Source organism: Halalkalibacter alkalisediminis (genome assembly GCF_028610705.1).
Taxonomy (GTDB): Bacteria; Bacillota; Bacilli; order Bacillales; family Bacillaceae_D; genus Halalkalibacter; species Halalkalibacter alkalisediminis.
Genome location: NZ_JAQQWT010000005.1, coordinates 128,547 through 144,324 on the forward strand (window position 1 = coordinate 128,547; position 15,778 = coordinate 144,324).

Annotated in this window: 17 protein-coding genes; 4 read left to right on the forward strand and 13 right to left on the reverse strand. The window is 42.6% G+C overall.

The genetic code is table 11. The annotated features are described in order from the left end of the window. Positions 1 to 281: 281 nt before the first annotated feature. The 3 genes from PQ474_RS09610 to PQ474_RS09620 form a co-directional block, all read right to left on the reverse strand. A complete protein-coding gene (locus PQ474_RS09610) occupies positions 282 to 773 on the reverse strand; it encodes a hypothetical protein (protein WP_273842395.1) in 492 nt (163 codons plus the stop codon). 119 nt (positions 774 to 892) lie between these two features. Continuing rightward, complete coding sequence (locus PQ474_RS09615; RefSeq protein ID WP_273842399.1) at positions 893 to 1,147, reverse strand: hypothetical protein; 255 nt, start codon at positions 1,145 to 1,147, stop codon at positions 893 to 895. A 244-nt stretch (positions 1,148 to 1,391) separates the two neighbouring features. Further along, on the reverse strand, positions 1,392 to 1,553 hold the full coding sequence (locus tag PQ474_RS09620; protein ID WP_273842402.1) for a hypothetical protein: 162 nt from the start codon (positions 1,551 to 1,553) through the stop codon (positions 1,392 to 1,394). Positions 1,554 to 1,735: 182 nt separating this feature from the next. On the opposite strand from PQ474_RS09620, the gene PQ474_RS09625 reads away from it, so the two are divergent. Beyond that, the gene (locus PQ474_RS09625; protein ID WP_273842404.1) at positions 1,736 to 2,218 is read left to right on the forward strand and encodes a DUF2798 domain-containing protein; all 483 of its coding nucleotides are present in this window, start codon (positions 1,736 to 1,738) and stop codon (positions 2,216 to 2,218) included. Positions 2,219 to 2,638: 420 nt separating this feature from the next. Here PQ474_RS09625 and urtE read toward each other — a convergent pair whose 3' ends face one another. The 10 genes from urtE to PQ474_RS09675 form a co-directional block, all read right to left on the reverse strand. Next, positions 2,639 to 3,331 carry an urea ABC transporter ATP-binding subunit UrtE gene (urtE, locus tag PQ474_RS09630; RefSeq protein ID WP_273842406.1) on the reverse strand — a complete coding sequence of 231 codons (693 nt, stop codon included), beginning with the start codon at positions 3,329 to 3,331 and terminating at the stop codon, positions 2,639 to 2,641. Then, a complete protein-coding gene (gene urtD / locus PQ474_RS09635; protein WP_273842408.1) occupies positions 3,309 to 4,112 on the reverse strand; it encodes an urea ABC transporter ATP-binding protein UrtD in 804 nt (267 codons plus the stop codon). The genes urtE and urtD overlap by 23 nt, the downstream gene beginning before the upstream one ends. After that, entirely contained in the window at positions 4,060 to 5,157 is a 1,098-nt protein-coding gene (gene urtC, locus PQ474_RS09640) for an urea ABC transporter permease subunit UrtC (RefSeq protein WP_273842410.1), read from the reverse strand. The genes urtD and urtC overlap by 53 nt, the downstream gene beginning before the upstream one ends. 20 nt (positions 5,158 to 5,177) lie before the next feature. Further along, on the reverse strand, positions 5,178 to 6,080 hold the full coding sequence (gene urtB, locus PQ474_RS09645) for an urea ABC transporter permease subunit UrtB (RefSeq protein WP_273842412.1): 903 nt from the start codon (positions 6,078 to 6,080) through the stop codon (positions 5,178 to 5,180). A gap of 134 nt (positions 6,081 to 6,214) precedes the next feature. Then, on the reverse strand, positions 6,215 to 7,486 hold the full coding sequence (gene urtA, locus PQ474_RS09650) for an urea ABC transporter substrate-binding protein (RefSeq protein ID WP_390187088.1): 1,272 nt from the start codon (positions 7,484 to 7,486) through the stop codon (positions 6,215 to 6,217). A gap of 292 nt (positions 7,487 to 7,778) precedes the next feature. Then, entirely contained in the window at positions 7,779 to 8,399 is a 621-nt protein-coding gene (locus tag PQ474_RS09655; protein WP_273842413.1) for an ABC transporter ATP-binding protein, read from the reverse strand. Then, positions 8,389 to 9,312, reverse strand: a complete 924-nt coding sequence (locus PQ474_RS09660; protein ID WP_273842416.1) for an ABC transporter ATP-binding protein — start codon at positions 9,310 to 9,312, stop codon at positions 8,389 to 8,391. The genes PQ474_RS09655 and PQ474_RS09660 overlap by 11 nt, the downstream gene beginning before the upstream one ends. 30 nt (positions 9,313 to 9,342) lie before the next feature. Beyond that, positions 9,343 to 10,179, reverse strand: coding sequence for an ABC transporter permease (locus tag PQ474_RS09665; protein ID WP_273842418.1), 837 nt, complete (start codon positions 10,177 to 10,179; stop codon positions 9,343 to 9,345). Continuing rightward, positions 10,176 to 11,150: an ABC transporter permease gene (locus PQ474_RS09670; protein WP_273842420.1), complete on the reverse strand. Its 975-nt coding sequence runs from the start codon at positions 11,148 to 11,150 to the stop codon at positions 10,176 to 10,178. The genes PQ474_RS09665 and PQ474_RS09670 overlap by 4 nt, the downstream gene beginning before the upstream one ends. Then, on the reverse strand, positions 11,151 to 12,767 hold the full coding sequence (locus tag PQ474_RS09675; protein ID WP_273842424.1) for an ABC transporter substrate-binding protein: 1,617 nt from the start codon (positions 12,765 to 12,767) through the stop codon (positions 11,151 to 11,153). Positions 12,768 to 13,104: 337 nt separating this feature from the next. Between PQ474_RS09675 and ureA the strand changes: the two genes are divergently transcribed. The 3 genes from ureA to ureC are packed head-to-tail and all read left to right on the forward strand — an operon-like array spanning position 13,105 to position 15,504. Then, the gene (ureA, locus tag PQ474_RS09680; RefSeq protein ID WP_273842427.1) at positions 13,105 to 13,407 is read left to right on the forward strand and encodes an urease subunit gamma; all 303 of its coding nucleotides are present in this window, start codon (positions 13,105 to 13,107) and stop codon (positions 13,405 to 13,407) included. A 15-nt stretch (positions 13,408 to 13,422) separates the two neighbouring features. Continuing rightward, entirely contained in the window at positions 13,423 to 13,788 is a 366-nt protein-coding gene (locus PQ474_RS09685; protein WP_273842429.1) for an urease subunit beta, read from the forward strand. Next, positions 13,789 to 15,504: an urease subunit alpha gene (gene ureC, locus PQ474_RS09690; RefSeq protein WP_273842431.1), complete on the forward strand. Its 1,716-nt coding sequence runs from the start codon at positions 13,789 to 13,791 to the stop codon at positions 15,502 to 15,504. Positions 15,505 to 15,778: the final 274 nt, after the last annotated feature.

Consider the following 15,778-nt stretch of genomic DNA (forward strand, 5'->3'; position numbering starts at 1 on the left):
CTAAAGGAAATGACTCATAAAAAATAAATTAGCCGAGATCCCTGTTAGCTCCTTAGTCATCATCAGCAATTCCAAAGCCATTATCCGCACATCCCCTAGCAATTACACTACTCCTAAAAAGGTCCTACATCGTAAATTTCTCCCCTCGTGAGTTCTTGAAGTACCGGTACAAACAAAGGACGCACGTACTTGTTAATTGAAGAGTAAAAAGAACATTATTTCCCGGGACAGAATTTCGACAATAACCGTCATTCAAGAAAGAACGAAAAAAGAAACGCCCATTAGGCGTTCCTTTCACTAACATGAACTTGGTAGCGCGGGACTTCCTGAAGAAGAGCTCGCTTAAGTTTCCCCATCTCTTTTTTCTTATCCTCATCGCTTAAATCTTCAGGTGGTGTTACATTAACGAAAGCGTGACTTCCGGCAATGATTACCATCCCCGCCTCCATTCCATATTCATCTTCAATAATATGGTGAATCAGCGCTTGATCGTTCTCTAGTGTAGGTCGCTCACTTTGCGGAGTAATGTAACTGGCCCCTTTATGAAATTCGCCCATTCTGTCATATGTCGCTCTTTGGCGGTTATAACTTAAATAATTCATCGGACCAACCCCAAACACACCGTGAACAGCGCCATCAATAAAATTGGGTTGATTTTGATTTGTTGTATTCATCGTGTTCATATTCCCTTGTGCTTGTGGTGGCTGGGGATCATTACAGCCAGTGACAAGCAGCATCCCAACAGCTAAACAGCTTAACCATTTTTTGTTCATACCAGAGCACCTCCATGCTACAAAAATGGGGTTGCACTCGTAGTATGTCCAAACAGAAGCGTTCGTTCACTGTTAGTTTTGACCAGACCACAAGTAGTCATGAAGCGCATAGTTCCCATCTAAAGTCGCATAATAAAAAAAAGCCTCTTAACAAGAGATTCCCATTGATTCACTTTACTTGAATCCTGAAGAAACTCGATAATCGGTCTCTTGATAAAAAAGATCGCGGCTACAATCAACCAACCAAATGATAAGTAAAACCATCGTTTTAAAAATAGCTCACTATAGATATACCCAGTTGTAAACATAATACCTGGCCAAATGACAACTAATACTAATGCTAATGCTAAACCAATGGCCCAACGCGTACACAATTTTGTATCTTTAAATTAACTGTTTTTCATCCATAAAAAATGACTTCCTTTTGAAATAACTTAAGCGACTTTATCATCAAAGCTTTTAAATTTATCTTTTCATGACTCAAAATCAAATTCCTGTGAAGATACCAAACCGTGTCCAATTGAGATCACACCGCTCACAAGAAAGACGGTTACATTTCCAAACAACATCGAATGAAGCTGACCTAATGACTTTATATTAATTTGACCATGCATGAGTTTACGCTGATAGATTCCAAGCAAATACACCACTTATCATTCCACACAAAGCACCATAAAACGCCCCTGTGTTTGTTGCTTTTTTCCACATTAAACCTAGTGTAACTGGAATTACCGCCCCACTAACGAAAATCCCCATCGCCATATATATATACAAATCCAAGTCCAATTCCAACAGAGAAAAGCAAAATCGATAAGACTCCCATTCCTAAACGCTCTTTGGCCGGGCATATTCTAAAGATAACATTCTCTCTAGAAGTCATTTTGTCACAAAACTGTCACTTATGTAAAAATTTTTAGGCCTATATAATTACATTTATTCTCTAGAAGAAAGGATGTTTTTATTTGCCTAGTAATAAAAAAGAAGGAATCATTTTTGGGCTTTTTATGTGTTTTGGAATGGTTCTGATTATGTCCGTTTACAACACAGCTTTGCACGGATTTTCATCGTTTACAGTAGGGGGGGCAATCATTCAATTTGTCATAACCTTTATCGTCGCTTTTATCGCAGAGTCATTAGTTGAACCGAAAGCGCGTAAATTTGCATTATCACTACCTTATGATAAATCGAAAGAAACCCACTTTATTGTGGTCCTTGCTTTTTGTATGGTCCCTATGATGGTTCTGATTATGTCTGTATACGGAGTGATTTTAACAACGTTCATGACAGGAATTGAAGGTTCCCTTTTCACAGCATACCTTAAAACGGTTGGTCTAAACTTTATCGTAGCGCTCCCAGCGCAGCTACTAATGGTTGGACCAATCTCACGTAGGCTATTAGTTAAATACATTAAACCATCGACACAAAAGCCAAGATTAGTCGTGTAAAAAAAGCAAGCTACTTTTGGGTAACTTGCTTTTTAGGTAGAACTTCTAAAAGGGTTACAATGTCTTTTCCTTTTACGGCGGTAGCTTTTTGCCCCGTTTATTCAAAATAATAAGCTAGCCTCTCTGATTTGATAAGGCTGGTTGTCAGGGGGTTTGCATTGGCTCCACACGCTGCACGCCTTCTGAGAAGTTCGCTCAGAAGGCTTAAGAGATGGCAGCGGCTACTCTTTGCCTGAGTTATTTAAAAAGGTAAGACAGCCTCTCTGATTAGATAAGACTGTCTGCCGGGGAGTTTGCATTGGCTCCACACGCTGCACGCCTTCTGAGAAGTTCGCTCAGAAGGCTTAAGAGATGGCAGCGGCTACGCTCAATGCTTCGAGATAGTACAAAAAGGGAAGATCGCCCTTTTTGTACTATCTCTCATACACTCAAATAATGACTAACTTCCGATTCAATCAATTCCTCTCCTTCATACACAATTCTCCCCTTATCAATGATATAAAAGTAATCGGCTACGCTTTTGGCGAAGTCAAAGCTTTGTTCGATGAGGAGGATGGAGATGTTTTCGTTTTGCTTTTTGATGTCGCGGATGACATTTTGGATGTCTTGCACAATATTTGGTTGGATTCCTTCTGTTGGTTCGTCGAGAAGCAAGCATTCTGGTTCGGAGACAAGTGCACGGGCTATGGCTAGTTGCTGTTGTTGGCCTCCGCTTAGATCACCGCCTCGGCGGTCTTTCATTTCTTTTAGGACAGGAAAGTACTCATAGATTTTTTCATCGATGCTTTTCTTGGAATTGGATCTGGCTTCTAAGCCGAGCATGATGTTTTCATAAACCGTCAATTGCGGGAAGATTTCTCTTCCTTGTGGCACATAACTAATGCCTTGTCTTGCACGGAAGGTCGGTGTTTTATGAGTCATTTCCTCCGCTCCGTAGGTAATGACCCCTTTTTTCGCTTTGAGTAAGCCCATAATTGATTTAATCAATGTCGTTTTACCGACACCATTTCTTCCCATTAGACAGACAATCTGCCCAGGTCGAACTTCCAATGTAATATCTCTGATCACTGTACTTTCATCATAAGCGACTTCAAGCTGTTGTAGTTGTAGCACTTGACTCAACTCCTTTTCTTCCCAAATACACTTCCATTACCTTTTCATTTGATTGAACCTTTTCCATTGGGCCATCACATAGCCATTTTCCTTCATGCATGACGGTTACTTTTTCAGCAAACTTGCGAACAAAATCCATGTCATGTTCAACGACAATCATCGTGCATTGCTGTTTCAGTTTTAATAGGAGTTCACCTGTTTTCTCTTCTTCTTCTTCGGTCATCCCGGCGATCGGTTCATCGAGTAAGAGCAAATCAGGCTTTTGCATCATCACCATGCCAATTTCAAGCCATTGCTTCTGTCCATGTGAAAGAATTCGCGCTTGTAAGTCGCGCTGTTCTGATAGTCCAATCAACTCGAGTTGTTTTACGATCTCATCGTTTTGCTGCTTAGTTGTTTTCGCTAGCAGTATCGACCAGATTCGCTTATCTTGCTTCATCGCAATTTCTAGGTTTTCATAGACGGTTAAGTTCGGAAAAATCGATGGCGCTTGAAATTTTCTACCAATTCCTTTGCGCACGATTTCGAACTCTTTATATTTAGTTAAATCATCTTTTCCCTTAAACAACACATCGCCTTCAGTCGTTTTTGTTTTTCCACATAAGACGTCGAGAAACGTCGTTTTCCCTGCGCCGTTCGGTCCGATTAGAAAATGAAGCTCCCCACGTTCAATTGAAAAAGAGAAATGATTGATCGCGACAAATCCACCAAAACGAACGACGACATCGTTACACTGCAGTACGTTTTCTCTCTCCATCTTCCGAGATTGATTTCGTTTCATCTGATTGTCCTCCTTTTTTCTTTCCTCGCAATTTATTAAACAAACTCATTAATCCACCAGGTAGAAATAAAACAACGATGACAAAGACAGACCCTAAGAAGAACAACCAGATATCAGGGTAATTTTCACTGAAGAAGGTTTTCGCCAAATTGGTGACAATCGCTCCTATCACTGGTCCAATCAACGTTCCTCGACCACCTATGGCTACCCAAAGAATCATTTCGATTGAAGGTACGATTCCAATTGTTGTTGGGGAGATCATTCCGACTTGTAAAACAAACAACATTCCCGCTAGTCCTGCGATTCCAGCAGAGATCGCGAATACGAATACCTTAAACAACGATGTATCGTAACCAGAGAAACGAAGACGATTCTCACCGTCACGGATGGCAATTAACGTTTTTCCGAACCGACTATGAACCAATCTGTAACAGAGAAAGAAGATAGCTGCTAAGCAGGCAACTGTCACAAAATAAATGATTTTCTGTGTAGAAGGTGCCATTAACGGTTGACCGAAGATCGTCGAAAAACCCGTAATCCCATTTGTTCCTCCAGTCAATTCCTGTTTACTAATAATGAGCGTAACGGTTACGATGACGAGCGCTTGAGTCAGAATCGTAAAGTACACATCTTTAATGCGGTTGCGGAAAATAAAGAAACCTAAAACTCCAGCGATGAGTGCGGGCAAAATAATAGCGAGCGGGATAGCAGCAAACGGGCTTTTAAAAATAGCCCAAAACCAAGGCAGCTCCGTAATTCCGTTCCACATCATAAAGTCGGGAACCGTGCCAGATGCTTCAAGCTTTAGGTAAATCGCCATAATATAAGCGCCTACTCCAAAGAAGATCCCGTGTCCAAGACTTAATACGCCTGAATATCCCCAAAGGAGATCAAGGCCAATGACAAGAATGGCAAAAGCCAAAAAACGTCCTAATAAATTTAAGCGAAAGTCGGATAAAAAAAGCGGACACAGGACTAAAACAAGTAATAAAGCAACAAACATCCACCTTCTATCAAACATATATTTCGTTACTGAAAATGGCATTTTTTTCATTCTCCTTTTTATTAATCTAATGAACGAGTACGAAGAGAGAATAAACCGGATGGTCTCCACTGTAAAAACAATATGATCAAAGCAAACACAAGCACTTTCCCCATCGAAGCATTCGTCCAAAATTCAAAGATCGTATTAAACACACCGATACCAAGTGCCCCAATAACGGTACCCGCTAGCATTCCAACACCACCGACAACGACGACCATAAACGCATCAATAATGTAATTCTGACCAATGGTAGGGCCAATTGGGCCAATTAACGTTAGCGCCGAACCAGCAATTCCAGCAAAACCCGATCCGATGGCAAATGTAAGGGAGTCTACTTTTCTAGAGGAGATTCCAAGACAAGTAGCCATATTTCTGTTTTGCATAACCGCTCGAATCCGTCTTCCACCTGTTGTTTTATATAAGTAAAAGAAAAGTCCTAAGAAACAAACCATGACGAGTCCAATAATAAATAACCTTGTATATGGAAGGGTTACAGACATCACTTGTACCCCGCCTCTTAGAAAAGATGGTGCCTCGACGCCTACATTAGGCGCTCCGAAAATAGATCTTGCTGTTTGTTGCAGGATCAGTCCTACACCAAATGTAGCTAGTAAACTATCAAGCGGTCTTCCATATAAATGCCTGATAACGGAGAACTCCAATAACATTCCGATTAATGCAGCTACTATAAATGCAAAAGGTATAGCTAGGATGAAATACCAATTGAAATATTCTGCCGGCACATAATTTTTAAATAATAGCTGGATGACATAAGTAGCATAAGCTCCAATCATAATTAGTTCGCCATGAGCCATATTAATGACTTTCATTAATCCAAATGTTATTGCTAGACCCAATGCAATGAGTAACAAAATAGAACCTAAGCTGATTCCGTTAAAGCCTTGAACAAGCATTCCTTCCATGTTTAACCCCACCCTTTTCCAATACATGCAATGGCTCCTGAGGTTTATCTCGCAACCTCCCTTGCAAGTTCTATTATTTTTTAAAAACAGAGGATGACCACTCTTAAGTGAGTCATCCTCCATTAACCCCTTCCTTATTGAACGCTAGAGGAAATGGCGCTTGCCCACTCATACCCTTCTAAGAATGGATCTGGTTTAATTGGCTCACCTGAATTCCAAACTTCTTTAAACTGACCATCTGCTTGCACTTCACCAATACGAACCGTTTTCCAAACGTGTTGGTTGTCGCCGTCAAAGATCACTTTTCCACCCGGAGCGTCCAATTCAATTCCTGGTGCCGCTGCTTTAACCGCATCTACATCAAATGATCCCGCTTCTTCAACCGCTTTTGCCCATAAATGAACCATGAAGTAAGCAGCTTCGATTGGGTCACCTGTTACACGCTCATCGCCAAGCATTTCTTTGTAGCTCTCTACGAAGCTTGCATTCTCTTTAGTATCTGTTGTTTGGTAATAGTTCCAGCTTGCATAATGTCCTTCTAATACATCTGCCCCAATTCCACGAATTTCTTCTTCTGCCACACTCACAGATAAGATCGTTACGTCAGCAGAAGTAATTCCTGCATCGGCTAGTTGCTTGAAGAAGGCAACATTACTATCGCCATTTAATGTATTGAAGATGACTTCTGGCTTGCTTTCACGAATACGCGAAATGATCGTGCTGTAATCGGTATGACCTAGTGGGGTGTATTGCTCGTCAACTGTTGTACCGTCACTTGCTTCTAATTGAGCTTTTATAATTTGGTTTGCTAGTCTTGGGAATACGTAATCGGAACCTAATAAGAAAAATTCAGATCCTTTGTTTTCTAGTAACCACTCTACTGCAGGGACGATTTGTTGGTTAGGGGCAGCACCTGCATAAAAGATATTAGGAGATGCTTCCATCCCTTCATACTGAACTGGGTAATAAAGAAGTCCGTTGTTCTCTTCGAAAACGGGCAGCATTGCTTTGCGGCTTGCAGAAGTCCAACCACCGAATACAACAGCCACATCATCTTGTTGCAAAAGCTTTGTTGCTCGTTCGGAGAAAACAGATGGTTCTGATGCACCATCTTCAATAACCGGAACAATCTTTTTGCCTAACACGCCGCCAGCTTCATTGATTTCTTCAATTGCTAATAATTCAGCGTCTTTTACCGATGTTTCACTCATCGCCATCGTTCCACTTAACGAGTGTAAAATCCCAACTTTGACTTCTTCTCCCTCTGTTGCTTCTTCGGTCGGTTCCGCACCTGTCTCTCCATCTGTTTCCCCTGTTGTTTCACTTCCTCCACAAGCGCTTAACGCTAGGATCGCTGACATCGCCATTCCTAGAAGAATGGATTTACTTCTTAAAAACTTTTTCATAATGGATCCTCCCTGTTTATGTATGTTTTTGTCTACGCGCTTTACGATACCAAGATTTTCTAAAACGAACAGCAGATACGGTAGAATATCTGACAGCCATTTTTTAAAAAATTCCAACAATTTATCTTTGGGAGCGCTTTCTGATTGGTCTCTACTCTATCAAAGGGTTGAATACACAAGAAAAGCACGCCTCCACTAAAAACGGAGCGTGCTTTTCTTGATTTTTATTCACTCTACGTCAAAAAACATAACAGACAGCAAGGCTAAACTTCACTAGCTTTCAACCAAGCTTTCACTGATCATCGCCGCTATTATTGCCTGAGAAATGTATGACTCGATCACATAACCGGTTGATAAGAGGTTGCTCATGGCTAATAACGAGGATGCCGATGTTACGTTTTCTAGCAACATCAAGAACCGCATGCCAAATTTGCGCTTGTGTAATCGCATCAAGCATCGTCGTCATTTCATCGGCAATCAGAAATTGCGTGTGAGCTCCAAGTGCTCTCGCCACACAAAAGCGTTGAAGTTCTCCACCTGATAACTCATTGGGCCAGCGTCTAAGCCATTCTTTTTTGATGCCGATTAACTCGAGCCATTCGTCATCAAACTTGCCACCCTCGGTTAAGATCTTCTTCATTCGCCACTTAGGATTAACTGCTTTTTCAGGATGTTGAAAGACGAGTTGAACCGGTTGATACCCCTTTTTCGGGAGTGGAGCATTGTTTAATAAAACTTGTCCTTCAAATGGTTGCATGTACCCCGCAAGCATGCGCGCAAACGTCGTTTTTCCACAGCCACTCGGTCCGATTAACCCGACGACTTCGCCCGATGAAAGAGAGAGATTTCGATTGCGAAAAATCCAGCTCTCTTTATCGTACCGAAAGCCGATGTTTTTAGCTTCAAGTTGCATGGATACACCTCACCATCCCAGAGCGAACGTCTCTTGCTACCGGTATTTGTTTCGAACAATCCTCAGTGGCATATGAACAGCGTGGTTCAAATAAACAGCCTTTAGGCAGTGCATTTGCCTGAGGTTGTGACCCTGGTATTGGCAAAAACTCATTTTGCGGAAGGGCTCTCCATAGCGCTTTTGTATACGGATGTCTTAACCGTTCCCCTTTTCCACTAAAATCTTGAACGGGTGCGATTTCAACCGTTGTTCCTGCATAAAAAACGGCAATTTTATCGGCAATTTTCAAGGCAGCATCAATATCATGAGTGATGAGCATGACGGCACTTCCATTGTCCGCTAATTCCCTAAACGAGGCGAGAGCCTCATTCATGACAGCTTGATCAAGTCCAGGGGTTGGCTCATCGGCAATAATAAGCTCCGCTTCACTCAAAACTGCTGTTGAGACGAGAATGCGGCGAGTCATTCCCCCCGATAACTGAAACGGAAAGAGTTTTTCCACACCGGCTTTTAATTTAAATTTTTCAAAGACGTTTCGTTGAGCGGTCACGGCGTCTTCCTGTCTCACAGAAGTTCTTACCTGGGCGCCTACTTTCATGAGTGGATCTAAATAGGTAACCGATTGCGGGACAAGAGCGATCTCACGCCCTCGTAAATCTGCTTGTTTTTCCGGTGAGAGCTCCATACCATCATACGAAATCGTACCCGTTACCGTAGCATTGGCAGGTAAAATCCCCAAGATTGCATGTGCTAACAAGCTTTTTCCTGAACCACTCGAACCGACAACCGCGACAATTTCACCTTTATCGATCGAAAGACTTAAGCGATTCATCACGTAAGAGGTGTCTTGCTTAAATCCTTTTGCATACTGAGTAAAAGCGACTGATAAATGATCTACTTCAAGAAGAGGCATCCTTAATCGCCCCCTTAATTTTTATTTTTTCTATTCATGAGCGCGATGAGGATCGAAGAGAATCCGCAAGCGTTCGCCTATCATATCAAAGGTCCGGACAACGAGTAACAAGCAAACTCCAGGGAAAAAGGCGAGCCACCACATTCCTGTCGATAAATAACGCATCGACTCCGAAAGAATGATGCCAATGGCCGGCTGATGCGGCGATAATCCCATTCCTAAAAAGGTGACCGCAGCCTCATGTAAGATGGCGTGTGGAAAGAGTAAAAATAGACCCACTAAAAACTGCGGGACAAGATGTGGCAGGATGTGTTTTCTCGCAATAAACCAGCGTGATTTTCCTAGCCGTCTCGAAATTTGCACATATTCCGCCGATCTTAATTGTAGTACCTCCGCTCGAATCACTCGAGTCAAGCTCGGCCAATGGGTCAAAGCAAGACCAATTAGAACTCCTTTGACTCCTCCACCCATCGTAAAGGCAATTATTATAAGGATGACTAAATGTGGGACACTCAAAAATAAGTCAACCAACCATGAAATGATGCTATCCACGACTTTTCCCATCGTAGCCGCCATCATTCCAAGAATGAGGGCAATGGTCACACTGGCCGTTGCGGCAAGGAGACCGACACCCATACTTAACGTCAGTCCTTTTAAAGTACGAGTAAACATATCCCGTCCTAACCAATCTGTCCCAAACGGATGAGCAAGCGAAGGTCCCAGATTACGTAATGCTAGATTGGTTGCCATTCGATCATCACTCAGAAGCCATCCACCAAGAAGAACGCTAAGTAGGAAAAGAGCGGCCGTGACCGTTACGACAACGGTCTTTTGGCGTTCATTTCCTTTCAACGATAATAGGCTCATAGCGATCTCCCCTCCTTCATCCTTGGATCGACCATTCGGTAGATGAGATCAGCTAGTAGATTTCCTGCAAAAACAAACAAAGCACTGAAAATGACTAACCCTAAAAGAAGAGGAACATCGCCACGCAGTCCCGCTTCAACCGTCGCTTGCCCCAAACCAGGATAGGAAAAAACTTGTTCAGCAAGCACCGCTCCTCCAAACAATTCACCAAACGCAGCAAATTGGAGGGTAATCGCAGGCAGGGCGATATTGCGCAAACCATGTCTCCATAGCAACGTAAACCCCTTCTCCCCTCTAGCTCTTGCAAATAAAATATAATCACTTGAGAGCACTTCGATTAACTTTTGTCTCGTGTGTAATGCCACATTTGCGACACCGACTATACTCAAAGTTAACGCAGGTAAAATGAGATGTTTGATCCGATCCACTAACGTGACGTGTTCAGCTAGCACACCTGCTGGCACACCCATTCCAACTGGTAACCATTCTAACCAAACCGCAAAAATCAAAAGGAAAACAAGCCCCATCCAAAACGTAGGAGTGGAAGCCAATGTGTAACAATACCATTTGATGACGCGATCAATCCATGTATCCTTTTTCATCGCAGCGATAATCCCCATGACAAATCCGATCAATCCTGATAAAACCCACGCTGCAAGCATCAACGCTAACGAGTTATAAAAGCGTTCATGAATCACTTCTGAAACGGGACGTCTATAAATCATCGATGTCCCTAAATCCCCTTGTACAACCGAAGAGCCCCAACGAACAAATTGCTGAGCAGGAGGCTCATTAAGTCCCCAATTTTCAGCAATTTGTTCGCGCTGCTCTGGTCCCACTCTCATCATATCTGCACCAATATAAGCTTGAATCGGATCAACAGGTGATTGACTAATGAGCAAAAAGGAAAAGAGACAGACCGCGAACAAAAGAGAGAGCAATCTAACTGTTTTCTTCAGTAAGAATGACATTTAATTTTCTTTCCATTTCCAGTCAACCAAGTTATCCGTGATCGGCCAGCCATGACCATGTGGTTGAATTCGTTGTTCCCCGATATCTAGGTTTTCATCTACTAGATAGATGTGATCAATATTGACAAGCCATGCCCAAGGCGCATCTCCTTTAGCACTAAAGCCTGCTTGACCATCCCACTGTGCTTTTTTCCAATATTCAATCGCCTCCTCCTCTGTTGTAGCAGCAAGAGCACTCTCTAAATAGTCATCGACCGTTTCATTATGGTAATAACCGCTATTGAACCATTCCACTCCAGCATTTTTGCCACTATAAACATGATAGATTTCTAGAGGATCGTGACTTCCCCACCCCATTAACACAGCATTTGAATGCATCTGTGCTTGGATGTCATCCCAACTTTTGCCTTCAACAATGATCGTAATACCTAAAGGTTTTATCATATCGGCCACTGCGATCGCCAATGACTGTCTCGTTACATCACTTGCAGGGTAAAGCAGCTTGAATTCCGCTTTTAGACCATCTTTTTCAAGTACGCCATCCCCGCTTTCATCCACCCAACCAGCGTTTGCTACTATCTCTTGTGCAGCAGTAAAATCATTATCGGTAATCACCGTCTCTTCATTCCACCAAGGAAGACGGTCAGCTACCGAATAAGCAGGTGTCCCAAATCCTTCTAAAATACCATCCACTAGTCCTTGTCTATCAACAGCTAGATTAATGGCTTGGCGTATGGCTAGGTCAGAAGTGACGTCATTTCCCACTTCTAACCCCTCTTCTGTTTTTTCTCCTGAGGCTACATATGGAAACATAATTCCTCGGTTATCCACACTGTGGATAGACTCAATACGCATCCCTGGCACTTCTTGTGTACTGAACGCCGCTGGGATATAGGCCATGTCAGCTTGTCCTGCTTTGGCCGCTGCAAAAGCTGCATCCTCATTTAAGAATAAGAAAGTAATCTTTTGAAAAAATGGAGCCTTCTCATAGTAATCTAGATTCGCTTCCACGATCATTTGTTGTCCTTTGTCCCACTGCACGAGCTTAAACGGCCCAGAACCAATTGGGCTTTCAGCGTACTGGTCATCATACGCATGTTCAGGGACAATTCCGAGTGTTAGTAGTGTTTGAATAAAGGTAGATTGCGGTTCTTTTAAATGAAACACAACCGTATATTCGTCATGAATCTCAACTCTATCAAGGACAGTGAGGTCTAAAATAGACCCACTCGTTTGTGCCTTATCAAACGTAAACTTTACATCAGTAGCAGTTAGCGCTTCTCCATCGGTAAAAAAAGCATCCTCGCGAAGGTTCACTGTCCACACGCGTCCATCTTCACTCACTTCGTAATTCGTAGCGAGATCATAGGCAATCTCTAAATCTTTATCTCTCTTAAGCAATGTACTTTGAAAAAGTGGAGAGCCATATCGTCCCCATCCTGTCGTAGGATCAAATCCTGTATCAGGTTCAGAACCAACTGATAGAATGAGCTCATCTTTCTCTAAATGTACTGTTGTTTCTATATTTGATCCGGCTGCTTCAGAACAACCCGAAAGAAAAACGATAAAACTTACTCCGATCAACATGATAAGTAAAGACTTCCATCTCAAAACCATTCACCCCTTGATTCATTTCAGTTAAAAAATATTATAGCATAGTAAGCTCTCATTCTGAGAAATCACTAGTTTAATTATGCTTTTGATTAATTGTAAAACTTACCTTATTTTTACTTATTTCGCTCTACTCTTTTACAATGGCTTAATGAACTCTACCACTATATTCAACTTGTATTTAACAATTTATTGAACTTTTACCAATAAGAAAAGAAAAGTTTGTTACATTTTCTGACATGGAAATTGTGTGCATTAAAACGAAACCTTACAATTGAGATTAGTTTGAATTTACAGAATATCTAATAAAAAGCTCACATCTCATGTAAGGTGGTGAAAACATTTGAAACTAACACCCGTCGAACAAGAAAAATTACTTATTTATGTTGCCGGTGAACTTGCTCTGAAACGAAAGGCAAAAGGAATAAAGCTAAACTATCCGGAATCCGTGGCGATCATTACATGCTTTGTAATGGAAGGTGCCCGGGAAGGAAAGACAGTCTCTCAGTTAATGAGTGAAGGAAAACATGTACTCACTTCTGAAGATGTAATGGAAGGAATTCCAGAAATGGTGCATGACATTCAAGTGGAAGCTACATTTCCAGATGGTGTCAAACTTGTGACGATTCATGATCCGATCCAGTAACAAAGGAGGAATTTGATGATACCTGGTGAAATTCGGGTTGCAAAAGGCTCCATTCATTGCAATCAAAACCGAAAGACATTAAAAATAAAAGTTTCTAATATCGGCGACAGACCGATTCAAGTAGGATCCCATTTTCATTTTATTGAAGTCAATCGCTTTCTCGCCTTCGACCGCGTGGCAGCGATTGGCATGCGTCTTAATATTGCAGCTGGTACGGCTGTACGCTTCGAACCCGGTGAAGAAAAAGAAGTGGAGCTCGTTGAAGTTGGAGGCAACCGCGTCATTCACGGCTTAAATGGTTTAACGAATGGTTCTATCGACTCAAGGAAAGCTATCGAATGGACTTTAAAAGAAAAAGGATTTTCCGGAGGTGAGAACTAAGTGGAACTATCTAGACGACAATACGCAAATTTATTCGGTCCTACTGTAGGTGACCAAGTTCGCCTTGCCGATACTGATTTATGGATTGAAATTGAAAAAGATTACACGACCTACGGCGACGAATGTAAGTTCGGCGGAGGAAAAGTCCTTCGAGATGGAATGGGTCAAGACGGCGTTCGCACTCGGAACGAAGGGGTTCTCGATCTTATTATTACAAACGCAGTCATTGTTGACCATTCCGGAATTTACAAGGCAGACATCGGCATTAAAGACGGCAGAATTAGCGGGATCGGCAAAGGGGGAAATCCAGACATTATGGATGGCGTTGACCCTAACATGATTGTCGGGGCGAGTACAGAAGCCATTGCAGCTGAAGGTATGATTGTAACAGCTGGAGGCATCGATGCTCATATTCATTTTATTAGCCCACAGCAAATTGACACCGCGATTGCTTCTGGTGTTACAACGATGATTGGTGGTGGGACAGGCCCTGCTACTGGTACGAAAGCAACTACTTGTACACCAGGAGCTTGGAACATAGAACGGATGCTTGAAGCGGCTGAAGAGTTTCCGGTTAACCTTGGTTTCCTCGGAAAAGGCAATGCCTCCGCTGTTGAACCACTCATCGAGCAAGTGGAAGCTGGAGCTATCGGCTTAAAGCTCCATGAGGACTGGGGCACAACTCCACAGACGATAGACATGTCTTTACGTGTAGCCGATCAATTAGATGTTCAAGTGGCTATACATAGCGATACCCTTAACGAAGCTGGTTTTGTCGAGGATACGATTGCAGCTATCAATGGTCGCGTCATTCATACGTACCATACAGAGGGCGCTGGTGGCGGACATGCTCCAGATATTATGAAGATTGCCGGACACCCGAATGTGCTACCTTCTTCAACCAACCCAACACGCCCTTTTACGGTTAATACGATTGAAGAACACTTAGATATGTTAATGGTCTGTCATCATCTGGATCCCGAAGTACCAGAAGATGTCGCTTTTGCGGATTCAAGAATTCGCCCTGAAACCATTGCAGCAGAGGATATCCTGCATGACTTAGGCGTCATCAGCATTATTTCATCGGATTCACAAGCGATGGGCCGGGTCGGTGAAGTGATCATCCGTACATGGCAATCGGCCGATAAAATGAAAAAACAATTAGGATTTTTAGAGGAAGATGCTTCAAATGAAAATGACAATACACGAGTGAAACGATACGTGTCTAAGTACACGATTAATCCTGCGATTGCACACGGGGTCAGCCATGAAATTGGTTCGGTTGAAGTCGGAAAACTGGCTGACTTGGTTATTTGGGACCCGATGTTTTTTGGGGTTAAACCAGAAACCATCTTAAAAGGCGGATTAATCGCTTATGCTCAAATGGGCGATCCCAATGCTTCTATCCCAACACCACAACCGGTGTTTCAACGCCCGATGTTCGGAAGCTTCGGCCGCGCCAAATACTCAACATCAATCACATTTGTCTCACAGTCCGCTTATGACAATAAAGTACACGAAAAACTAAAACTCAATAAAATCATCTCACCTGTCAAAAACTGTCGCAACATCGGCAAAAAAGACATGAAATGGAACGACGGCACCCCCACCATCGACATCAACCCAGAAACCTACGAAGTCAAAGTCGATGGAAAAGCAATCGAATGCGAACCATTTGAGACCGTTTCACTAGCACAAAGGTATTTTTTATTTTAGAGATTTTAAAAAAGGCACGAACTTCGCCTTTTTTAAAATCTCTAAGCCATGAGCGCAGCCGCTGCCTGCTCTTAAGACCGGTCTGAGCGGGTTTCTCAGAACGGGCGCGCAGCGTGCGGAGCCATGGCCTTCTCCGAATCATCCCAAGAAGGTCTTAAAGATTTTAAAAAGGCACGAACTTCGCCTTTTTTAAAATCTCTAAGCCATGAGCAGAGCCGCTGCCTGCTCTTAAGACCGGTCTGAGCGGGTTTCTCAGAACGGGCGCGCAGCGTGT